Source organism: Paraburkholderia caribensis (assembly GCF_002902945.1).
GTDB lineage: Bacteria > Pseudomonadota > Gammaproteobacteria > Burkholderiales > Burkholderiaceae > Paraburkholderia > Paraburkholderia caribensis.
This window is the reverse complement of the sequence record NZ_CP026101.1, coordinates 2981636-3004494: the sequence shown is the minus strand read 5'-3', so window position 1 is coordinate 3004494 and position 22859 is coordinate 2981636. Positions and strand designations below refer to the sequence as shown.

At 64.5% G+C, this 22859-nt stretch carries 17 protein-coding genes; 8 read left to right on the top strand and 9 right to left on the bottom strand.

Annotation, left to right across the window (positions count from 1 at the left end; translation table 11 throughout):
- Positions 1-33: 33 nt before the first annotated feature.
- The 6 genes from C2L66_RS13255 to C2L66_RS13230 all read right to left on the bottom strand — a co-directional run bounded on the left by C2L66_RS13255 (position 34) and on the right by C2L66_RS13230 (position 9096).
- On the bottom strand, positions 34-369 hold the full coding sequence (locus C2L66_RS13255; RefSeq protein WP_060599707.1) for a helix-turn-helix domain-containing protein: 336 nt from the start codon (positions 367-369) through the stop codon (positions 34-36).
- Positions 366-704, bottom strand: a complete 339-nt coding sequence (locus tag C2L66_RS13250) for a type II toxin-antitoxin system RelE/ParE family toxin (protein WP_054928915.1) — start codon at positions 702-704, stop codon at positions 366-368. Before C2L66_RS13250 ends, C2L66_RS13255 begins: the two co-directional genes overlap by 4 nt.
- Positions 705-881: 177 nt before the next feature.
- Positions 882-1955: a 3-deoxy-7-phosphoheptulonate synthase AroG gene (gene aroG / locus C2L66_RS13245; protein WP_054928914.1), complete on the bottom strand. Its 1074-nt coding sequence runs from the start codon at positions 1953-1955 to the stop codon at positions 882-884.
- Positions 1956-2340: 385 nt separating this feature from the next.
- Positions 2341-3807: a metalloprotease TldD gene (tldD, locus tag C2L66_RS13240; protein ID WP_054928913.1), complete on the bottom strand. Its 1467-nt coding sequence runs from the start codon at positions 3805-3807 to the stop codon at positions 2341-2343.
- A gap of 98 nt (positions 3808-3905) precedes the next feature.
- On the bottom strand, positions 3906-4754 hold the full coding sequence (locus tag C2L66_RS13235) for a carbon-nitrogen hydrolase family protein (protein ID WP_054928912.1): 849 nt from the start codon (positions 4752-4754) through the stop codon (positions 3906-3908).
- Between the two features lie 112 nt (positions 4755-4866).
- Positions 4867-9096 (bottom strand): YhdP family protein, encoded by a 4230-nt coding sequence (locus tag C2L66_RS13230; RefSeq protein ID WP_060599708.1) that lies wholly within the window; start codon positions 9094-9096, stop codon positions 4867-4869.
- Positions 9097-9282: 186 nt separating this feature from the next.
- On the opposite strand from C2L66_RS13230, the gene glnE reads away from it, so the two are divergent.
- Complete coding sequence (glnE, locus tag C2L66_RS13225) at positions 9283-12075, top strand: bifunctional [glutamate--ammonia ligase]-adenylyl-L-tyrosine phosphorylase/[glutamate--ammonia-ligase] adenylyltransferase (protein ID WP_054928910.1); 2793 nt, start codon at positions 9283-9285, stop codon at positions 12073-12075.
- A gap of 56 nt (positions 12076-12131) precedes the next feature.
- Here the strand turns inward: glnE and recN are convergent, their stop codons facing one another.
- Both recN and C2L66_RS13215 read right to left on the bottom strand, forming a co-directional pair.
- Positions 12132-13799 carry a DNA repair protein RecN gene (recN, locus tag C2L66_RS13220; protein WP_060599709.1) on the bottom strand — a complete coding sequence of 556 codons (1668 nt, stop codon included), beginning with the start codon at positions 13797-13799 and terminating at the stop codon, positions 12132-12134.
- Between the two features lie 87 nt (positions 13800-13886).
- Positions 13887-14789, bottom strand: coding sequence for an NAD kinase (locus tag C2L66_RS13215; RefSeq protein ID WP_054928908.1), 903 nt, complete (start codon positions 14787-14789; stop codon positions 13887-13889).
- Between the two features lie 281 nt (positions 14790-15070).
- Between C2L66_RS13215 and hrcA the strand changes: the two genes are divergently transcribed.
- From hrcA to C2L66_RS13200, 3 genes are all read left to right on the top strand, one after another.
- A complete protein-coding gene (gene hrcA / locus C2L66_RS13210; protein ID WP_036002823.1) occupies positions 15071-16090 on the top strand; it encodes a heat-inducible transcriptional repressor HrcA in 1020 nt (339 codons plus the stop codon).
- Positions 16091-16239: 149 nt separating this feature from the next.
- Positions 16240-17310 carry a ferrochelatase gene (hemH, locus tag C2L66_RS13205; RefSeq protein ID WP_060599710.1) on the top strand — a complete coding sequence of 357 codons (1071 nt, stop codon included), beginning with the start codon at positions 16240-16242 and terminating at the stop codon, positions 17308-17310.
- A 75-nt stretch (positions 17311-17385) separates the two neighbouring features.
- Complete coding sequence (locus C2L66_RS13200; RefSeq protein ID WP_054928906.1) at positions 17386-17793, top strand: RNA-binding S4 domain-containing protein; 408 nt, start codon at positions 17386-17388, stop codon at positions 17791-17793.
- Here C2L66_RS13200 and C2L66_RS41240 read toward each other — a convergent pair.
- Positions 17765-17926 (bottom strand): hypothetical protein, encoded by a 162-nt coding sequence (locus C2L66_RS41240; RefSeq protein ID WP_165489460.1) that lies wholly within the window; start codon positions 17924-17926, stop codon positions 17765-17767. The genes C2L66_RS13200 and C2L66_RS41240 overlap by 29 nt on opposite strands.
- 347 nt (positions 17927-18273) lie before the next feature.
- Here C2L66_RS41240 and grpE point away from each other — a divergent pair, with 347 nt between their 5' ends.
- From grpE to dnaJ, 4 genes are all read left to right on the top strand, one after another.
- The gene (gene grpE, locus C2L66_RS13195; RefSeq protein ID WP_060599711.1) at positions 18274-18876 is read left to right on the top strand and encodes a nucleotide exchange factor GrpE; all 603 of its coding nucleotides are present in this window, start codon (positions 18274-18276) and stop codon (positions 18874-18876) included.
- Positions 18877-18893: 17 nt separating this feature from the next.
- On the top strand, positions 18894-19337 hold the full coding sequence (locus tag C2L66_RS13190) for a thioredoxin family protein (RefSeq protein WP_054928904.1): 444 nt from the start codon (positions 18894-18896) through the stop codon (positions 19335-19337).
- A gap of 161 nt (positions 19338-19498) precedes the next feature.
- The gene (gene dnaK, locus C2L66_RS13185) at positions 19499-21448 is read left to right on the top strand and encodes a molecular chaperone DnaK (protein WP_060599712.1); all 1950 of its coding nucleotides are present in this window, start codon (positions 19499-19501) and stop codon (positions 21446-21448) included.
- Positions 21449-21702: 254 nt separating this feature from the next.
- Positions 21703-22836 (top strand): molecular chaperone DnaJ, encoded by a 1134-nt coding sequence (gene dnaJ / locus C2L66_RS13180; protein ID WP_060599713.1) that lies wholly within the window; start codon positions 21703-21705, stop codon positions 22834-22836.
- The last annotated feature ends 23 nt before the right edge of the window (positions 22837-22859 follow it).

Genomic DNA, 22859 nt, shown 5'->3' with positions numbered 1-22859 from the left:
CGGTTCGGCGCGTAAGGACGCGAGCCCGGCCGCTCAGCCGACCGCGAGCGTCACCGGCTTACCGATACGGCTCATCATTTCGACGAGCGTATCAATAGTGAATTTGGCCGTCTTCTTGTTGACGACATCCGACACGCGCGGCCGCGAGACCATGAGGATTTCCGCAGCTTCAGACTGCTTCAGATGATGCTGCTCGATCCACGTGGACAGCTCGGCCATCAATTGCTCCTTGAGCAGCCGCGTGTCGTTGATCTGCTTCTGCGACGCGGCTTGCAGGCGCTTCGCTTCTTCTGCGGGGAAGCCGAGTTCGAGAAACAGATTCGCGCCCGGTTTTGTTACGTGACGGACCTTGGTGTCGATGGTCTTCATACTTTCCTCACATTGGCCACGGCGCGGTAGCGCGCCTCGGCGATTTCCCTGTCATGCCGGCTGGTAGCCTGCGTCTTCTTGTTGAAGCAGTGCAGCACATAAACGGCTTCGACAAACTTGGCGACGTACATCACGCGAAAAGCGCCTTGCTGTTCGGTGACGCGAATTTCGCGCGTGCCCGCGCCGACGATATCAAACGGCTTCCAGTTGTCCGGATCGAGCCCCGCCTGCACCTTGGCGAGCTGAAAGCCAGCCTGGCGGCGCGATTCATCCGGGAACGCGAGCAGATCGTTGTAGCTGGAGCCGACCCAACGAATCTCTTTTTCCAGCTCCATGAGTTCCTTTCGTGTATAAAATTTTATACCGAAATTCTCCGGCGTTCAATACAGGCGAACACCGGAACGAGATTTGAAGGTACCGAAAGGGAGGGGGGAATTCGATTCGGCCGAATGGCCAAAAAAAAAGCCCGGCATGAGCCGGGCGCGATGTGCAGAACAGGGAGGCGTGGTGTTTCAGTTGCCGCTGCCGCGTGCGATACGCCGCTGCTTGACGGCATCCGCGAGACCTTCCAGCACGCCGATGCTGTCGTCCCAGCCGATACACGCATCCGTGACGCTCTGGCCGTAAGTCAGCTCGCAGCCTTCCTGCAGGTCCTGACGGCCCGCGACGAGATGCGATTCGACCATCACGCCGACGATGCGCTCGTCGCCCGCCGCGATCTGGCGGCCGATATCCGCGCACACGGGAATCTGGTTCTCGTGCTTCTTCGAACTGTTTGCGTGGCTTGCATCGATCATCAGGCGCGCTGCAAGGCCGGCCTTGCCGATGTCGCTGCACGCGGCGTTCACGCTGTCGGCGTCGTAGTTGGTCGTCTTGCCGCCGCGCAGGATGATGTGGCAGTCCTCATTGCCTGCCGTCGAGACGATCGCCGAGTGGCCACCCTTGGTCACCGACAGGAAATGGTGCGGCTGCGATGCCGCCTTGATCGCGTCGACGGCGATCTTCACGTTGCCGTCGGTGCCGTTCTTGAAGCCGACGGGGCACGACAGGCCCGACGCGAGTTCACGATGCACCTGGGACTCCGTCGTGCGCGCGCCGATCGCGCCCCACGAGATCAGATCGGCGATGTACTGCGGGCTGATCATGTCGAGGTATTCGGTGCCGGCGGGCAGACCCAGTTCGTTGATCTTCATCAGCAGCTCGCGCGCGGTGCGCAGGCCGTCGTTGATCTTGAAGCTGTTGTCCATGTACGGGTCGTTGATGAGGCCCTTCCAGCCCACTGTCGTGCGCGGCTTCTCGAAGTACACGCGCATCACGATTTCCAGTTCGCCAGCGAAGCGCTTGCGCTGCTCGATCAGGCGGCCCGCGTATTCCATCGCGGCTTTCGGATCGTGAATCGAGCACGGCCCGATGATGACGATCAGACGGTCGTCCATGCCGTGCAGGATTCGATGCATCGACTGGCGCGCATTGAAGATCAGGTCCGACACCTTCTCGTCGCACGGGAATTCGCGGATCAGGTGGGCGGGCGGCGTCAGTTCTTTCAATTCGCGAATGCGGACATCGTCGGTATTGTGCGGGGGCATGGGGTTCTCCTCGTTCGTTCAGTAGCGCGGTTCGAGCGGTCAGCGATTCAACGACGGCGCCGCAACGAACAGATCAGCAGGCTAAAAAGGTCAAAGTCAAAATTGTTAGGGACGAAAAAAAACCGCCAGACTCGCTGGCGGTTTTTTCGGGAATTTCAGGTGCCTATGTACGTTCACACCCCTCTCGATCCGCCAGCGGTCTGAGATGCCCAAAAAAAGTAAAAATAAAACTTGGCGGACATGGCGAAAAAGGGATGGCTCGTCAAAAAGGTTGATTGGCTTTATAACCCGAGGTTTGCTTGGTTGGCAAGCTACGGGTGCCAAAAATGCGGGAAATCCGCACGCTTTGCCATCTTGATGCGCTGAACGTGCGGGAAATCCAAAATCACACCGTGCCGCCGACCGTCATCTTGTCGATGCGCAGCGTAGGCTGACCGACGCCGACGGGCACGCTCTGGCCTTCCTTGCCGCAAACGCCGACGCCCGTATCCAGCGACATGTCGTTGCCGATCATGCTCACAAACTTGAGCGACTCCGGGCCGCTGCCGATCAGCGTCGCGCCTTTGACGGGATACGTGATCTTGCCGTTTTCGATCATGTACGCCTCGGACGCCGAGAACACAAACTTGCCGTTCGTGATGTCAACCTGCCCGCCGCCAAAGTTCACCGCATACAGACCGTTTTTGACGGACGCGATGATTTCCTGCGGGTCCTTGTCGCCGTTGAGCATGTACGTATTGGTCATGCGCGGCATCGGCAGCGCGGCGTACGATTCTCGACGCGCGTTGCCCGTCACGGGCATTTTCATGAGGCGCGCGTTCAGCGTGTCCTGGATATAGCCCTTCAGGATGCCGTCTTCGATCAGCGTCGTGCACTGCGTCGGGTTGCCTTCGTCGTCGATGTTGAGCGACCCGCGGCGGTTCGGCAGCGTGCCGTCGTCGACCACCGTCACGCCCTTCGCCGCAACCTGCTCGCCGATGCGCCCCGCGAACGCCGACGAGCCCTTGCGGTTGAAGTCGCCTTCCAGACCGTGGCCGATCGCTTCGTGCAGCAGCACGCCGGGCCAGCCCGGTCCGAGCACGACCGTCATCGCGCCGGCAGGGGCGGGACGCGCGTCGAGGTTCACCAAAGCCGCGTGCACGGCGTCGTCGACGTACTTCGACAGCAGTTCGTCCGTGAAATAGCCATAGTCGTAGCGCCCGCCGCCGCCGCCGCTGCCGATCTCGCGGCGGCCGTTCTGTTCGGCGATCACCGTTACCGACACGCGCACGAGCGGACGGATGTCCGCGGCCAGCGCACCGTCGCTGCGCGCAACCAGCACGACGTCGTATTCGCCCGCGAGGCCCGCCATCACCTGCGTGATGCGCGGATCGCGGCCGCGCGCCATCTGTTCGATGCGTTCGAGCAGCTTGACCTTCGCGGTGGCATCGAGCGAATGCAGCGGATCGGACGGCAGATACAGATCGCGCCCTGACACGCCCGTCAGCGTCGATGCCGCCTTGATCTTCTGCTTGCCGCCGCCCGCTTTCGCGATCGCGCGGGTGGCGATCGCGGCCTGGCGGATCGCTTCGGGCGACAGGTCGTCCGAATACGCGAACGCCGTGCGGTCTCCCGACACGGCGCGCACGCCGACGCCCTGGTCGATGCTGAAGCTGCCCGATTTGACGATGCCTTCCTCGAGACTCCACGCTTCGCTGCGCGTGGCCTGGAAATAGAGGTCCGCGTAGTCGACGCGATGCGTGAAGATTTCGGCGAGGGTGCGCGTCAGCACGGCTTCGTCGAGGCCGTACGGCGTGAGGAGCACGTCTTTGGCAGTCGCGAGATTACGGATGCTGGGTTCGATGATGTTCATGCGAAGTTCGCTCGATTCAGGGTATTCGGTGGGTGCATGCCAGTCAGATGGGTGACGTCGGCAGCACTTTCAATGCGTGCGGTTCATGTCAAACGTAATCAGCCGAGCACGCGGTGACGCCAGGCCGGCAGACTCTGCCGGACTTCGTCGATACGTGAGCGCTCGATATTGCCCGCGACGACGCCCGCGCCTTCGTCGCGCACGTCGATGATTTCGCCCCACGGGTCGATCAGCATGGTGTGGCCCCAGGTGCGTCGGCCGTTCTCATGCTTGCCGCCCTGCGCGGCAGCGAGCACGTAGCACTGGTTCTCGACGGCCCGCGCGCGCAGCAGCGTTTCCCAGTGCGCGCGGCCCGTCGTGTACGTGAAGGCGGACGGCACGACGATCAGCGCGCAGTCGCCCATGCGCCGGTACAGCTCCGGAAAGCGTAGATCGTAGCAGACCGACAGGCCCACGCGCCCGAACGGCGCGTCGAACGTGCGGACGGTGTCGCCGGGGCGGATCGTGCGGGCCTCGTCGAACGATTCCTCGCCTTTCTCGAAGTTGAACAGGTGAATCTTGTCGTAGCGCGCGGCTTCGTTGCCCTGTGGATCGAACACGAGCGTCGTGTTCAGCACGCGCGTTTCTTCGGGCGCCGTCAGAGGCAGCGTGCCGCCGATCACCCAGACCTTGTGCCGGCGCGCGGCGTCGGCGAGAAAGCGCTGGATCGGGCCGTCGCCATAGGGCTCGCGCACGGTGAGCTTGTCGGTATCCTTGTAGCCCATGAAGCAGAAGTACTCGGGCAGCAGGACGAGCTGCGCGCCGTCGGCGGCGGCTAGCGCGATCAGGCGATCGGCATCGGCGAGATTGCGGTCGCGCTCCGGCGTGCTCACCATCTGCAGCGCGGCGACGCGGAAAGGATCAGCGTGGGAAAAGGACTTCGCGGACTGCGTGTTCAGGTCGCTCATAGGCGTTCGAAAGACTCCTGCAATGGGCAGTACGGACAGCGGACGCCAGCGTTCGCGGCCGACGCACAGGGCGCGCCGGACATCGCCAGGGCCAGGAACCGCGCTTAGGCCCTCAGTTCGGCGTCGCGATGGCGGCCGGCGCGTTCATATTACCGCTATCTCCATGGACCCGCTCGACGTGCGGTTTGGCCCATGAACCCGTGATCGAGTAATCGCGCGCGAATGCGTGTTCGATCGAGTGCGACAACGCAATGTCACCGACCAGCGCGGCAAGGCCGAGCAGCGGATTGATGATGGCCGCCGCGACGACGCCCGCCCCCGCGCTGACGGTCGGGACGATATGCACGCTCAGGTTCTGAGTTTCGGTCGTCATATCGACGGTGCCTTTCATTTCGGCGCGCGCGGGCGCCGTCACCAGTTCGAAGTTGTTCGTCGAGCCGATGCCGTTCACGACCTGCGCGGTGCCCGTCACATGCTCGAACGGCAGTCCTTCGCCGATCACGTCGCGGAAATTCATCGACGCATAGCGCGCGAGGCTTTGCAGGCTCAGCACGCCGAGCAGCTTCGCGACGCCCGGATCGACCTTGAGAATCTGCCCGTGCCGCAGATCGACGGCGAGATTGCCGTTGAGCGTCGGATAGTCGGGCTTGGTCGGGCCGCCGCGCCAGCCGAGCTTGCCCGTCAGCGACCCTTCGCCCGCCTTCAGCGTGCGCGGCAGGCCGGCGCGTTCGAGCAGCAGCCCCGCGTCCTTGATGTCCAGTTTGAAATCGAGCTCGGTGCTCCGTTCGGCGTCGTCGTCCTGGTTCGGGCCGTAATTGCGGCCCGTGCGCCAGTTCGCCGTCGCGTTCAGCACGGCGGCCGGGTTGGTGATCGCGAGCGAGTCGAGCTGCCAGACGGGCGTGCCGTTGTCCTCGAAGTTGTGCGCATTGACTTCCAGCTTGCCGATGTTGCGCTCGCGCACGATCAGCTCGTTGACGACGAGATCGATCGACGGGATGTTTTGCGCGGGCTGGTTGATCGCGGGGCCGAGCAGATCGTTCTCGGTCGCCGACGGAATCACGAGCCGCGCGAGCCGCGCCTGTAGTGTGCCCGGCGATCCCGGCTTCGCGCCCGGCAACCACGACACGTGGCCCGAGACCTGATTGGACGCGATATTCGCCTGCCACTGGCGGTCGTCATGCGACGCGCCGACCACCACGCTTTCCCAGTGACGCTTGAGCAGCGTCAGCGTGCCGATGTGGATCGCGAAGCGGTTTGGCATGAACTGCGCGGCCGTCGCGCTGGGCGGCACGGGCGCGACGCCTTCATTGGCCTTGCGCATCTGCAGGAAGAGGGCGCGCCACGCGTCGGCGTCGAGCGCGTCGATGTCCACGGCGGCGATCACGCCTTCCGACGGCAACTCCGCCGTCCGGTTCACGCCGACCGCGCCGCGCACGACTTCGGGCGGCTGGCCCGGCGCGCGGCGCAGCAGATAGGTCGCCGCGATCGGGCCGAAGGTCAGATCGGCGCGTTGCAGCCCGTTGCTGGTCGCGCTGTCGTTGCCGCCAGTGTTTCCGGATGTCGGCCGGAACGTGAAATCGAGCGGCATCGGCGTGCCGACCGGCTTGTTGAACGGCGCGGGGAAATTGAGCGCGAGCCCGGTGAGGTCCGAGTGGACGGCGACGTCGGGCAACTGGCCCTTCGCGCCGCGTACCTTGATGTCATAGGGCGCATTGCCGTTCATCCGCGTCAGCACCTGCGCGGGCAGGCCGCGCAGGTTCAGGCCGCGCGCGGCATCGACGGCGAGTTGGCCGGACAGATTGAGGGCATAGGTGCCGTTGTCGTTCAGCCCGCCTTTCGCGCGCACCTCGCCGCCCATGAACTGCCCCGTCAGCCCGTCGACCTGCGCGGTGCGCTCGGTGAAGCGCACTTTGCCGCGCAGTTGCGACAGCGGCGGGACGTTGTCTACGGCAAGCCGGTCGTTCTCGAACGCGAGCGAGCCTTCCACCGCGACACGCACTTTCGGCGGCGGGACGCCCGGCGGCGTGGGCGGGTTGCGCGGCACGGTCAGCTTGAGCGCGAGCGCGGCCGGGCCATCGGCATGAATCTTTTCCGTCTCGTGTTTCGCCATCCCGCCGAGCGCGCTGTTATTCACGTAGTCGAGCATGTCGGCGAGCGGCCCGTGCCCGTCGCCCGTGATGACGAGGCTCGATGCGCGGTTGCCGAGGTCGTCGATCTTGCCCGTCACCTTGCGCATGGCGACGCCCTTGTAATGCGCGCGGTCGACGTCGAAGCGCAACAATTTCTCTTTCAGCTGGAAGGTGCCGTCGATGCCGTCCAGCGCGGGCCACACATTCGGCGCGCCGTTCTTCAGCGTGCGCGGCGGATACGGCGACGGATCGAAGCGGCCGCCCTTGAACGGCGCGACGATTCTGAACACGCCCGCGCTCGGGTCGCGCGAGTAGGGGAATTTCTCAAGGTTGCCGTGAATTTCGATCGTGCCGCCGCGTGACACACCCGCCTGCAAGCCGTGGGTCAGATAGACACGCAGTTTTTCGCTGATGCTGGTCGGCAGATAGCGCGTGATGCGCGTGACCTGCGCACGCTCGAAGTCGGCCTTCAGGTCGAGCGAGCCGCGCCCGCTGCCGACGTTCGAGTAGCTTGCCGTCGCCTTTGCAGCCGTATCGGCATTCGACACCTTCAGTTCCGACACATCGACCTTGAATGCCTTGTGCCGCTGCCCCGGCTCGATCGCGGACGCGATCGTCCACGTGCCTTTGCCGCTCAGATGGTCGAACGTGAGGCGCGGGTCGTCGAACACGCCGGGCAGCGTGAGGGCCGCGTTGGCGGTATCGATGGCAATCGAGCCGTGCTTTTCGTCGGCGTCGACGGAGCCCCACAGATTCTCGACGCCCGGAACACCCGCGCGCGGGTGGTTCCTCGCGGTCAGCCCCGGCGGCGGCTCCTGCGCGGCGACGCTGATGCCCTGCAGGTCGCCCTTGAAGCGATACCGCACGATGGGTTCCGCGCCCGGCTCGTGATGCTCGGAGGCGGCCTCGCCCGAATCGGGCTTGCCGCGCTCGACCTCGATCGTGTAATTCGCGACCAGCCCGCGCGGGTTGAAGCGCACGAGGTTGTTCAGCAGGCGCCTGGGCAGCGGCAGCGCACGGCTGAATTCCGCGAGCACGCCGAGATCGACGCGATCGCCCGAAATGCTGATCAGCTGGCCGTGCTGGACGCTCGGCATCCGGTAGCGGCTCGACAGCGTGTGCAGCGCGAGGATGCGCGCAACGGGCGTGCCGTCGTCGAGCGGCGGCTGGCCGAGTTCGGCGCGCAGGTTGTTCAGGTCGAGGGTCCAGTCGTCGCCGTCGTGCGCGACAGCCCACGAAAAGCTCGCGACAGGCACGTCGAGCTTCGGCTGCGTCGGCTTCACGCGCAGCGCGATGTTGGTGCCCGACAGTTCTCCCGAGGCCGAGCGCACGCGGCCCTGCGTGAATTGCAGCCAGATCGCGTTGTCGACGCGGCCCGCGTAGGTTTCGATCGGGAAGTCCATGTAGCGGGCGAGCGTCGGCAGATCGACGGGGCCTGCCGATATGTAGGCTTCGCCCGTCCAGTTGATCGGCTTGCCCATCGCCGCGAGGCGCGCGTGCCGGAAGTGCGCGCGAAAGTCGAGCGGGCCGAACAGCAGCTTGCCATTGGGCGGCGCCTGCAGCGCGAGCCGGTGATCGTAGCCGTCGCTGAGGATCGCGAGGCGGATGTCATGCAGCGCGATCTCGGGCGCGTCGCGGCGCGCGTCATGCCAGCGCAGCGTGCCGCCGCGCAGGATCATCGCTTCCTGGCGCAGCAGCCACGTGCTGAAGGTGTCGTTGCCGGAATGCGTGGTCGGCACCATCACGCCCGCCACGGTCAGCGAGCCGTCCGTCTCGCGCTCGATCAGCAGATCCGGCTTGTCGACGATCACGCTCGACAGGATCGGCGCGAACTTCCAGACGGATGACCACGACACCGTTGCGCTCGCATGCGGAATGTTCAGCGCGACTTTGCCGTCGCGGTCGGTGATGGTGATGTCGGTGACTTCGAGGCCGGGCTGGAAGCCCGTCCAGTGCGGCGCGATCTTGCCGATCCTGAGCTGGGCGTGAATTCTTTCCGAGACAGCGGCCTCGATTTTCGGCCGGAACGAATCCGCGTGCGGCAGCACGATGTAGCGCAGGCCGAGAATGGCCAGCACGACAACGAAATACAGGAGCAGCGCGATGCCAAGCACGACCCGCAGCGTGTGTCGCAGCACTGCGTGATCGTGCCCGCCTACGGGCTTGACGCGTCCAGCTTCGTGCGGGTCGGCGGATGAGTTTCGCTCGGACATGCTGCGACGGGGTAGGCGTATGTTAGTTTTGCGGTCTAACCACGAAATGTATCACACGGGCCAACGGCCACGGACTTAAGGTACGGCCAGTGTGGACAAGGCCACACGGGGTGTCGGCAGCTCGAGCGAGCTCCGGCTGCGACGGCCCGAGGCAGGAACCCAAGCAACCAGCGAGCCAGACCTTTGATGACCGAACCATCCCTGTTGAGTTCCAGCTATTCGCATTACGCGTCGCGTGCGTACGCGGCGCACGACGGTCTCGCGTCGCGCGTCGCGGCGCTGGCGGCGGCGCCCATCAGCCGTGAGCGGATCGACGGGCGTCTCGACGCGCTGACGGACGCTCTGCGCGCGACGCCCGATGCGCCACTTTCCGAAGACGCGCTGAAAAAGGCGCTGCGCCAGCTCCGCGCGGAAGTGTTCTGCGCCGTGATGGAGCGCGACCTGTCCGGCGCGGCCGACGTGGCCGAAGTGACGGGCACGATGACCGATCTCGCCGAAGCGACGGTCCAGCGCGCGATGGCCGTGGTCAGCGCCGATCTCGAAGCGCTCTACGGCGAGCCGCGGGGCTCGCAGGGCGAGCGGCTGTCGCTGGGCGTGGTCGGCATGGGCAAGCTGGGCGGGCGCGAGTTGAATGTATCGTCGGATATCGATCTGATCTTCGTCTATGAGGACGACGGCGAGACGACGGGCGGCCAGCGCTCGCCCATCGCCACTCAGGACTTCTTCACACGCCTCGGCAAACGGCTGATCGCCGCGCTCGCCGAGGTGACGGCGGACGGCTATGTGTTTCGCGTCGACATGCGGCTGCGGCCGAACGGCGACTCGGGGCCGCTCGTGTGCAGCCTCGGCATGCTCGAAGAGTATTTCTACGTGCAGGGCCGCGAGTGGGAGCGCTACGCGTGGATCAAGGGCCGGCTCGTGTCCGAGCATGCGAGCGATTCGGCGCGCCGGCTGTCGAAGCAGCTCGACGCGATCGTGAAGCCGTTCATCTACCGGCGCTACCTGGACTTCGGCGTGATCAGCGCGATTCGCTCGCTGCATCTGCAGATTCGCCAGGAGGCGCAGCGGCGCGCGTCGATGCGCCCCGACAAGGCCGACGACATCAAGCTCGGCCGCGGCGGCATTCGCGAGATCGAGTTCAGCGCGCAGGTGTTCCAGTTGATACGCGGCGGCCAGGACGCGGGCTTTCGCGTGCGCCCGACGCTCGTCGTGCTGCGCCACGCGGCGGCGCGCGGTCTCATTTCGCCCGGCGTGTGCGCGGATCTGACGGGCGCGTATCTCTTTCTGCGTGCCCTCGAGCACCGTCTGCAATACAGAAACGATGCGCAAACCCACGCGATGCCCGTCGATCCCGTCGAACGCGCGCATCTCGCGCAGGCGATGGGTTTCGACGATTACGCGTCGCTGATGACGAAGCTCGAAGCGCACCGCGAACTGGTCGAGCAGCAGTTCGACCAGATATTCGCCGACAAGGTGAGCGGGCAAGGCGGTTGCGGCGCGCGCGAAGACGGCGCGGCCGTGTGGGTGTGGAGCAGCGCGCTCGCCGACGACAGCGCCGACGAGGCGCTCGCGGCGCGGCTCGTCGAACTCGGCATCGAACACCCCACCGAGTTGCTCGCGCGCCTGAAGGCCGTGTGGCAGTCGTCGCGCTATGCGGGTCTCGCGGAGCGCAGCCGCCAGCGCTTCGACATCGTCGCGCAGCGCGCGCTCGAGGCTGCCAACACGCTGGAACCGGCCGAGCGGCGCGGCGATATTCTGGTGCGGCTGTTCGATCTGCTCGAAGCCATCGGGCGGCGCGGCGCCTATCTTGCGCTGCTGACTGAATATCCGCAGGCGCTGCACCGCGTGCTGTCGGTGCTGGGCGCGTCGCGCTGGGCGGCAGGCTATCTGATCCGCCACCCGCAATTGCTCGACGAACTGCTCGACGACGAAGCGATGGCGAGCCCGTTCGACTGGCCGGAGTTCAAGCGCACGCTGCGCACGCGGCTCGCGGCCGCCGACGGCGTCGAGCAGCAGATGGATTTGCTGCGTCATGCGCATCAGGCCGAAGTGTTCCGCATCCTGCTGATCGATCTGGCCGGCAAGCTGAGCGTCGAGCATGTCAGCGACCGTTTGTCGGAACTCGCGGATGCCGTGCTCGACGTGACCATCGAGGCCGTCTGGAACCAGTTGGCCAAGCGCCATCGGGAGGTGCCGCGCTTTGCGATCATCGCGTACGGCAAGCTGGGCGGAAAGGAGCTTGGCTACGCGTCGGACCTCGACCTGATCTTTCTGTACGACGATCCGGACGACAACGCATCCGACATCTACGCAACCTTCACGCGCCGGCTGATCACGTGGCTCACCACGGCGACGGGTGCGGGCACGCTGTTCGACGTCGACTTGCGGTTGCGCCCGAACGGCGAATCGGGCCTGCTCGTGACCGATCTCGACGCGTTCCGCCGCTATCAGCTGCGCGAGGGCGATGCCGCCAACACGGCGTGGGTCTGGGAACACCAGGCGCTGACGCGTGCCCGCTATTGCGCGGGAGACCCCGCTGTCGGCGCGCAGTTCGAGGCGATCCGCGAACAGGTGCTGACCACGCCGCGCGACGCCGCGACGCTTGCCGCCGAGATCGTCGACATGCGGCGGCGCGTCGAGGATGGCCATCCGAACCGGACCGAACTGTTCGATCTGAAGCACGATCGCGGCGGCATGGTCGACATCGAGTTCGCCGTGCAGTACTGGGTGCTGCTGCATGCGGCGCGCGATCCCGAGCTGATCCGCAATACCGGCAATATCGCGCTGCTGCGCGAGGTGTCGCGCTTCGGCCTGATGAGCGGCGAGGAAGCCGACACCGTGGGCGCGGCGTACCGGACCTACCGGAAGCTGCAGCACAAGCTGCGGCTCGACGGCATGGAGAAGGCGCGCGTCGAGCCGCACACGGTCGAGAACGAACGCGAGGCCGTACTGCGGCTGTGGCGGCGGGTGTTTGGCTGACGCTGCGCAGCGGCGCGGGCGTTGAAGCCCGCGCCGTGCCATGACTGGCGGGCGCTTTACGCCGTGGTGAGCATTTCCTTGGCGTGCTTGCGCGTGGTGGCCGTGATTTCCAGGCCGCCCAGCATGCGCGCGACTTCCTCGATACGGCTCGACTTGTCCAGCGACGTCACCGTGCTGACCGTGCCGTTCTTGCCCTTGCTGCTCTTTGCGACCTGGAAGTGATGATCGCCGCGCGCCGCGACCTGCGGCAGGTGCGTCACGCACAGCACCTGGCGCTGCTCGCCGAGCTGATGCAACAGGCGCCCGACCACTTCCGCGACACCGCCGCCGATCCCCGTGTCCACTTCGTCGAAAATCAGCGTCGGCGTCGGGCTGGCCGCGCTTGCGATCACCGAGAGCGCGAGACTGATACGCGCCAGTTCGCCGCCAGAGGCCACCTTCGCCAGCGGCCGCAACGGCACGCCCGCGTGGCCGGCGACGCGGAATTCGACCTGCTCCATGCCATGCGCGCCGCCGTCGGGCAGCGGCACCAGCGCGACTTCGAAGCTGCCGCCTGCCATCGACAGTTCCTGCATGCCCGTCGTCACTGCGGCGCCCAGCGCCTTCGCGGCCTTCGCGCGGGCCTTCGACAGCACCTTGGCGTCGGCGAGATACGCGTCTTTCGCCTTCGCTTCGGCGGCGCGCAGCGCGTCGAGGTCGGCGGCGGCGTCGAGTTTCGCGAGTTGCGCGCGGCGCTCTTCGTGTTCCTGGGGCAATGTTTCTGGTTGCAGCCGGAATTTGCGGGCCGCCGAGTGCAGCGCGTCCAGGCGCTTCTCGACCTGGGCGAGCCTGTCGGGATCGAGTTCCAGCCGCTGCGCGTAGTGGCTCAGGGAATACGCCGCTTCCTGTAACTGGATTTCGGCGGGTTCGAGCGCGGCGAGGGCGTCGTTCAGCGCCGGATCGATCTCGGCGAGATCGCGCACCTTCGAGATGACGGACGACAAATGACCGAGCATCGCCTCGTCCGATTCGGACAGCGCCGACAGCGCACCTTGCACACCGTCGATCAGATTCGCCGAATGCGACAGCCGCCGGTGCTCGACGTTGACTTCTTCCCACTCGCCGGGCTGCGGCGAGAGCTTGTCGAGTTCCGCGAGCTGCCATGCCAGACGCTCGCGTTCGAGTTGCAGTTCGCGATCCTTGCTCTGCGCGGTCTCGACGGCCTGCGCCGCGTCGCGCCAGCTACGCCATGCGCGGGTGACGGCGGCCTTCGTGTCGAGCAGCCCGGCATGCGTGTCGAACAGTTCGCGCTGCGCGTCGGGCCGCATCAGCAGTTGATGCGCGTGCTGGCCGTGAATATCGACGAGCATTTCGCCGACTTCGCGCAGTTGCGTGAGCGTCGCCGCCGTGCCGTTGATGAACGCGCGCGAGCGGCCGTTGCCGTCCACCACGCGGCGCAGCATCACCGTGTTGCCGTGCTCCGTCTCGCTGGCGGAGAGGGCCTGTTCGTCGAGCCACGCGTCGACGAGCGGATGCGTGTCGAATTCGGCCGTGATGTCCGCGCGCGCCTCGCCGTTGCGCACGACGCTCGCGTCGGCGCGTGCGCCGAGCGCCAGCGCCAGCGCGTCGATGAGAATGGATTTGCCGGCACCCGTTTCGCCGGAAAAGACTGTGAAGCCGCTGTCGAATTCAAGGTCGAGCGCGGCGACGATGACGAAGTCGCGTATCGAGAGGTGGCGGAGCATGGCTCGTCTGTGTGGCGTGGCTGGCGTGAGTTGGTGTGGTGTGTTTTCGTTACGCTCGGACTTGCAGCAGGCCGCGCTGGCAGATATTCAGTCGCGTGGATCGTCTTCGTGCGACGGATATTCGTTCCAGTGCAGCTTCTTGCGCAGCGTCGCGTAATAGCTGTAGCCGACAGGATGCAGGAAAGGCACGGTATGGCGCGAGCGGCGCACGTCGATCGTGTCGTTCAGTTCCAGCGCGGTGAACGACTGCATGTCGAAGTTCACGTTGACGTCGCGGCCCGAGATGATCTGGATGCTGACCTTGGAGTCGTCCGGGATCACGATAGGGCGGTTCGACAACGCATGCGGAGCGATCGGCACGAGCACGAGGCCCTGCAGCTGCGGGTGCAGAATCGGCCCTTGCGACGAGAGCGCATAAGCCGTCGAGCCCGTCGGCGTCGCGACGATCAGCCCGTCCGAGCGCTGGTTGTACATGAAGCGGCCATCCACGGAGACGCGCAGTTCCGCCATACCCGAAAAGCCCGAGCGGTTCACGACGACGTCGTTGAATGCGAGCGCGTGGTAGATGGGCTGGCCGTCGCGCATGATCCTCGATTCGAGCAGCGTGCGCTCTTCGCGCTCGAAGGTGCCCGACAGCATCTGCGGGATAATCTCGCGCATGTCGGTGAACGGGATGTCGGTGATGAAGCCGAGCCGCCCGTGGTTGATGCCGATCAGGGGCGTCCGGTATGGCGCCAGCTGGCGGCCGATGCCGAGCATCGTGCCGTCGCCGCCAAGCACGATGGCAACGTCCGCGCGCGCGCCGATCTCCGCCGGACGCAGCGCAGGCCATTGCGTCACGCCGATTTCCTGGGCGGTTTCCGCCTCGAACACGACGTCGAGACCGAGCTTGCCGATGCACGCGGCGAGCGCGGTCAGCGGTTCCCCGATGCCCGGCGTATTGCTGCGCCCGATGAGCGCGACGGTCTTGAACTGGCTATTAGCTTGCATGCCGGCATTACACCATAGGTGGGACCTGAAAAGAACCGTGGAACGCGGCGGCACGCCCGTGGGGGCTGACGCGCGACGGCCGCGCGATGCCGGCCAGCCTTCGCCGGATTATCGTTAGAATGGTGAAGTCCTCATGACAGACGTGACGACTGTCCGGACTCATGCGATGTGGCTTCAGCGTGGGCGGGGTGCCGCGCAGGGCGCGCAAGGCTGTCGAGCCGCCGCGCCTCGTGCCGCCGCGCGCTCGCCGCCATCCGGTGGTTACGCTAAAATTTTTCGCCATGCTAGATCCTCGAGCACAAACCCTTCTGAAAACGCTGATCGAGCGGTATATCGCCGAAGGTCAGCCGGTCGGCTCGCGCACGCTTTCGCGGTACTCGGGGCTCGAACTCAGCCCGGCGACGATCCGCAACGTGATGTCCGATCTCGAGGAACTGGGGCTCGTCATCAGTCCGCATACGTCGGCGGGACGCATTCCGACGCCGCGCGGCTACCGGCTTTTTGTCGACACCATGCTCACCGTCGAGTCGGCCGCCGACGAAGACGCCGTGATGCGCGCAGTGAAGACCACGCTGCAGCCGGGCGAGCCGCAGAAAGTGGTCGCGGCCGCCGCGAGCGTGCTGTCCAACCTGTCGCAGTTCGCGGGCGTGATCCTGACGCCGCGCCGCAGCCATGTGTTCAAGCAGATCGAATTTCTGCGCCTGTCCGACAAGCGCATCCTGCTGATCATCGTGACGCCGGAAGGCGACGTGCAGAACCGCATCATGGCGACGCAGCGCGATTTCTCGCCGTCGCAGCTCACGGAAGCCTCCAATTACATCAACGCGCACTTCGCGGGCCTGTCGTTCGACGAGGTGCGCCTGCGTCTGCGCGAGGAAATCGACGAACTGCGCGGCGACATGACCACGCTGATGCACGCGGCCGTCACCGCGAGCACGGACGTCACGGATACGGGCGAAACCGTGCTGATTTCCGGCGAGCGCAATCTGCTCGAAGTGGCCGACCTTTCGTCGGACATGGCGCGGCTGCGCAAGCTGTTCGATGTATTCGATCAAAAGACGAGTCTCCTTCAGTTGCTCGACGTGTCGAGCCACGCGCAAGGCGTGCAGATTTTCATTGGCGGCGAGTCGAACCTCGTCCCGATCGAGGAAATGAGCGTGGTGACCGCGCCGTACGAGGTGAACGGCAAGATTGTCGGCACGCTCGGCGTGATCGGCCCGACGCGCATGGCCTACAACCGCGTGATTCCCATTGTCGACATCACCGCGCGACTGCTTTCGATGACGCTCAGCCAGGGGTAGCGCCGAGTCCGGCATGGTGTTCATCATGCGCGGCGTTTTTCGCCGTGCCAATTGGCCGAACGGCCAGGTATCGGCGGCAGACCGCCCCGCTATAATGGGCTTCCCGATTCATTACGTGCCGCGCGCCTGCACGGCTCTTTTTCTTGCCTATGCGCTTCGACCTCGAGCGGCCCTCGCAGAATGCTGCGGCACATCGTGTCGCCGTGTTGCTGATCAACCTCGGAACGCCCGATGCGCCGACGCCTCGCGCCGTGCGGCGCTATCTCGCGCAGTTTCTGTCCGATCCGCGCGTGGTCGAGATCCCGTCGTTCGTGTGGCAAATCATCCTGCGGCTGCTGATCCTGCCGTTTCGCGGCATCGCCTCGGCGAAGAAGTACGCCGCCGTCTGGATGCCTGAAGGCTCGCCGTTGCGCGTGCATACGGAAAAGCAGGTCGAAGGGCTGCGGCATCTGCTGCACGTGAACGACTACACGGTGATCGTCGACTATGCGATGCGTTACGGCACGCCCGGCATTCCCGCCATGCTCAACCAGCTGAAGCTGGCGGGCGCCGAACGCATCCTGCTGATGCCGATGTATCCGCAGTATTCGTCGTCGACCACGGCCACGGCTTTCGACGACGCATTCGCTGCGCTCAAGCGGATGCGCAACCAGCCGGAGATCCGCACCGTGCGCCAGTACGCGGATCATCCCGCCTATATCTCGGCGCTCGCGGCGCAGGTGAACCATTACTGGCATGTACACGGCCGCCCGGACTTCGCGGCGGGCGACAAGCTGGTACTGAGTTTCCACGGCGTACCCAAGCGCACGCTCGACCTGGGCGATCCGTATCACGAGCAATGTCAGCAGACGGCGTCGTTGCTGATGCACGCGCTCGGGCTCACAACTGTGGAGTGCCGCGTGACGTTCCAGTCGCGCTTCGGTAAGGCCGAATGGCTACAGCCCTACACGGCGCCGACGCTCAAGGAACTGGGCGCGGCGGGCGTGCATCGCGCGGACGTGTTCTGTCCGGGCTTTACGGCGGATTGCCTGGAGACTATCGAGGAAATCGGCATGGAAGTGCGTGACGAATTCGTGCACGCGGGCGGGAAAGTTTTTCACGCCATTCCTTGCCTGAACGCATCGCCTGCGTGGATCGCGGCGCTCGGCGAGATCGTCGCGCAGCACCTGCAAGGCTGGCCGGTGCAGGTGAGCGCGCCGCAAAGCGCGTCTGTTGCCTGAACTTTTCCGCGTCCGGCATGCAATCTGCATTCGTGTATCGGCTCATGGCGTCTGGAAACGCCTGAAGAAGGACTGATGAACTACAAGATTTCCACCGAACCGGGCGCTCGCTTGCGCATCGACAAATGGTTGTGGGCGGCGCGCTTCTTCAAGACGCGTTCGCTGGCAACCGATGCCGTCGAGAAAGGCCGGGTGCGGATCGGCGGCGCAAGTGTGAAGCCGGCCAAGGATGTGCGGGTCGGCGATCTGGTCGAGATCGAGATCGAACGGATCGTGTGGCAGATCCAGGTGCTCGGCGTGTGCGACGTGCGCGGACCAGCGAGCGTCGCGCAGACGCTTTACGTGGAAACCGAAGAGGGAAAGCAGAAGCGGCAGCAGGAAAACGAGCGGCGCAAGACCTATCGCGAGCCGGCCGCCGAATTGCACGGGCGGCCGACCAAGCGCGACAGACGCGTCATCGACAAATTTTCGCGTGAGGGTTGAACAGCTGTTCCATCGTCGCATGAACGCCACCATATTCAGTGGTGTGCTCGTTGACGACGCCGGACATGCAGATGGTCGTGGTGCCTGCGATAAGTACCAATGCGACCACCGATATAGCGAAGGTCAGTTTCACGGTACTCCCCCATGGAGATTGCAAGCGGAAACGGGCGATTCAGCTGGTAGTAAGCCGTACGTCAGATTAGGGTTAACGTGCCTTTTCGGACGCCTGAGTTGAGTTTAGGACACTCGCGCAGTGCGCTCAATCTCAATATGATGCCGCGCTCGCCATGCTTGTTACGCCAGATTTCCGGGCCCCTGCAAGGTGCAAAAAGCATCCGCGGGAGCCTTGAAATACGGCGTGCGCACCCTTACCTGCACCGTTGATGCGCGGCCGGCATGTTGTATTGGCACAACGCTCATCGAGCGAGTCCCGTTAAACTGCCGCCGTTTTTTGGCCATATCTATTTGAATTTCAGCGACATGGAAAACACGCAAGAGAATCCGACGAGCCAGAATCCCACGCCCGCCGACGAAGCCGCGCGCCAGGCCGCAGAGGCCGCATCGGGCGAGCCGCAGGCTCAGGCGCAACAGCCGGACGTAGCTGCCGGCGAACCGCAAGCCGAAACGTCCGGCGTCGAAGCCGCATTGGCCGAAACGCAGGCGAAGCTGGCTGAAATGCAGGAAAACTTCCTGCGCGCGAAAGCGGAGACGGAAAACGTGCGCCGCCGCGGTCAGGAAGACGTCGCGAAGGCACACAAGTTCGCCATCGAGAGCTTTGCCGAACATCTGCTGCCCGTCGTCGACAGCCTCGAAGCTGCCGTCGCGCACTCGTCCGACGATCTCGTGAAGGTCCGCGAGGGCGTCGAGTTGACGCTGCGCCAGCTGACGGGCGCGCTGGAGAAGGGCAAGGTCGTTGCTTTGAATCCCGTTGGCGAGAAGTTCGATCCGCATCGCCATCAGGCCATTTCGATGGTCCCGGCCGACCAGGAGCCGAACACCGTGGTCGCCGTGCTGCAAAAAGGCTATGTGATCGCCGACCGCGTGCTGCGTCCGGCGCTGGTCACGGTCGCGGCGCCGAAGTAAGCGGTCTTCGCGCTGTCATGGCCGGCATTCCTGTCGACGGCACCGCATTCGCGGCCTTCGACATGCAGGCGCTTAGCGCCGATACCTTCGACGCCGGCATCCAGTCGGCGGGCGACGATCTGGCCGTGGTGTTCTTCTGGGGGCTGGACTGCTTCAACTGCGAAATCGCCAAGAAGGCAATGCTCTCGCAGCCGGACGCGATCCGTGCGCTCGGCCTGCGCTGGTTTCACAGCAATGTCTATGAGCATCGCGAGCTGGGGCGGCGCTTCCTGCTGCATGGCGTGCCGTCATGGTTCTTTTTTCACCGTGGCAAGCGCCTCGGAAGGGCGACGGGCTGGCATGGACTGGCGCAATTCGAAGCGGCCGTGGCCGCGGCTCGTGCGAAAATCCGCCCGGCCGTCGCAGGGGCAACCGGTGCAGACGCACCCGTCGCAGGGGCGGCGGGCTCAATCGACGGATAAACCGATTGGAAAAATTTAATGACCGCATTGGATTAGGGGTCTTGAAAACGGTGCGGCTGCACTTATGTTGAGTGCAGGATGAATTTCAGGGCGGGACGCCCGGTGGCCGGATCGGCCAGCCAGCAATGCCCGCAGCGATCAAAGTCAGGAGATTAGTAAAAATGGGCAAAATCATCGGCATCGACCTCGGCACCACCAATTCGTGCGTGGCGCTGATGGAAGGCAATCAGGTCAAGGTGATCGAGAACTCGGAAGGTGCGCGCACCACGCCGTCGATCATCGCTTATATGGACGACAACGAAGTCCTCGTCGGCGCGCCCGCCAAGCGTCAATCGGTCACCAACCCGAAGAACACGCTGTACGCGGTCAAGCGCCTGATCGGCCGCCGCTTCGAAGAAAAAGAAGTGCAGAAGGACATCGGCCTGATGCCCTACAAGATCGTCAAGCACGACAACGGCGACGCTTGGGTCGAAGCGCACGGTCAAAAGCTGGCGCCGTCGCAGATCTCCGCTGAAGTGCTGCGCAAGATGAAGAAAACGGCCGAAGACTATCTCGGCGAGACGGTCACGGAAGCCGTCATCACGGTCCCGGCGTACTTCAACGACAGCCAGCGTCAGGCAACCAAAGACGCGGGCCGCATCGCCGGTCTGGACGTGAAGCGGATCATCAACGAACCGACGGCTGCTGCGCTCGCCTTCGGTCTGGACAAGGCTGAAAAGGGCGACCGCAAGATCGCGGTGTTCGACCTGGGCGGCGGCACGTTCGACATTTCGATCATCGAAATCGCGGACGTCGACGGCGAAATGCAGTTCGAAGTGCTGTCGACGAACGGCGACACGTTCCTCGGCGGTGAAGACTTCGACCAGCGCATCATCGACTACATCATCGGCGAGTTCAAGAAAGAGCAAGGCGTCGATCTGTCGAAGGACGTGCTCGCGCTGCAACGCCTGAAGGAAGCGGCTGAAAAGGCGAAGATCGAGCTGTCGTCGGGTCAGCAGACGGAAATCAACCTGCCGTATATCACGGCGGACGCATCGGGTCCGAAGCACTTGAACCTGAAGATCACGCGCGCCAAGCTGGAAGCGCTGGTCGAAGACCTGATCGAGCGCACCATCGAACCGTGCCGCGTCGCGATCAAGGATGCAGGCGTGAAGGTCGGTGAAATCGACGACGTGATTCTCGTCGGCGGCCAGACGCGTATGCCGAAGGTGCAGGAAAAGGTGAAGGAGTTCTTCGGCAAGGACCCGCGCCGTGACGTGAACCCGGACGAAGCCGTTGCTGTCGGCGCAGCTATTCAAGGTCAGGTGCTGTCGGGCGACCGCAAGGACGTGCTGCTGCTGGACGTGACGCCGCTGTCGCTGGGCATTGAAACGCTCGGCGGCGTGATGACGAAGATGATCAACAAGAACACCACGATCCCGACGAAGCACGCTCAGGTGTATTCGACGGCGGACGACAACCAGTCGGCCGTGACGATCAAGGTGTTCCAGGGCGAGCGCGAAATGGCGGCGGGCAACAAGCTGCTGGGCGAGTTCAACCTCGAAGGCATTCCTCCCGCACCGCGCGGCGTGCCGCAGATCGAAGTGAGCTTCGACATCGACGCGAACGGCATTCTGCACGTCGGCGCGAAGGACAAGGCGACGGGCAAGGAAAACCGCATCACGATCAAGGCGAACTCGGGTCTGTCCGAAGCTGAAATCGAAAAGATGGTGAAGGACGCGGAAGCGAACGCGGAAGAAGATCACAAGCTGCGTGAACTGGCCGACGCCCGCAACCAGGGCGATGCGCTGGTGCATAGCACGAAGAAGGCGCTCACCGAGTACGGCGACAAGCTGGACGCGGGCGAGAAGGAAAAGATCGAAGCCGCGCTGAAGGACCTCGAGGAAACGCTGAAGAGCGGCTCGAGCGACAAGGCTGCGATCGAAGCCAAGATCGAGACGGTTGCGACTGCGTCGCAGAAGCTCGGCGAAAAGATGTACGCCGACATGCAGGCGCAAGGTGCAGCGGGCGCGGCAGGTGCGGGCGCAGCCGGTGCGGAAGCAGCGGCGGGCCAAAGCCAGCAGGCCGACGACGTCGTCGACGCCGAGTTCAAGGAAGTGAAGAAGGACTAAGCCGGGTTGCTATCCGACCGCAAGGCTGCGCATGTCATCCATGCGCAGCCCGGCTGCAAAGGGTTGAGCGCCTGCACGGCGTCTGAACCGATCACGCGCCTGGCGAGCCCTTCGGCTCTCCGGGCACATTTGTTTTATGGAGGGCGCGGCTTTTGACCCGTAATTGTGGTCGAAGCCAGAGCCTTACGAGTCGCGAGACTCCAGCATTCAAGAGGAGCCGCCGCGCCGCATTGCGCGGATGGCGTTGAACCGATATGGCGAAACGGGATTACTACGAGATTCTGGGCGTTGCAAAGAACGCGAGCGACGACGAAATCAAGAAGGCTTATCGCAAGCTCGCGATGAAGCACCACCCTGACCGCAATCCGGGCAACAAGGATGCGGAAGAGCATTTCAAAGAGGTGAAGGAAGCCTACGAAATGTTGTCGGACTCGCAAAAGCGTGCAGCGTACGACCAGTACGGCCACGCTGGCGTCGATCCGAACATGGCGGGTGCGGGCGCCCAAGGTTTCGGCGGTTTTGCCGACGCATTCGGCGATATCTTCGGCGACATCTTCGGCCAGGCAGCGGCGGGTGGGCGCAGCGGCCGCGGTGGTCCGCAGGTGTATCGCGGCGCGGATCTGCGCTACAGCATGGAAATCACGCTCGAGCAGGCCGCGCACGGCTACGACACGCAGATCCGCGTGCCGAGCTGGGTGTCGTGCGAAATCTGTCACGGCTCCGGCGCGAAGCCGGGCACGAAGCCGGAAACCTGCCCGACCTGTAACGGCTCCGGCGCGGTGCGGATGTCGCAAGGTTTCTTCAGCATCCAGCAGACGTGTCCGAAGTGCCACGGCACGGGCACCTACATTCCCGAGCCTTGCACGCACTGCCACGGCGCGGGCAAGACCAAGGAAACCAAGACGCTGGAAGTGAAGATTCCGGCGGGCATCGACGACGGTATGCGCATCCGTTCGGCGGGCAACGGCGAGCCGGGCATCAACGGTGGTCCGTCGGGCGATCTGTACGTCGAGATTCACATCAAGGCGCATGCCGTGTTCGAGCGCGACGGCGACGATCTGCATTGCCAGATGCCGATTCCGTTCACGAAGGCGGCGCTGGGCGGCGAGATCGAAGTGCCGACGCTTGCCGGCCGCGCCAGCTTCACGGTGCCGGAGGGCACGCAGTCGGGCAAGACGTTCCGGCTGCGCGGCAAGGGCATCAAGGGTTTGCGTTCGAGCATCGCGGGCGATCTGTACGTGCATGTTCAGGTGGAAACGCCCGTCAAGCTCACGGATGCGCAGCGCGACCTGCTGCAGCAGTTCGAGAAGTCGCTCGTGGAAGGCGGCGCGCGTCACAGCCCGCAGAGCAAGAGCTGGTTCGACCGCGTCAAGAGCTTTTTCGATTAACGCGCTCTGAAGTTGGCGGCATG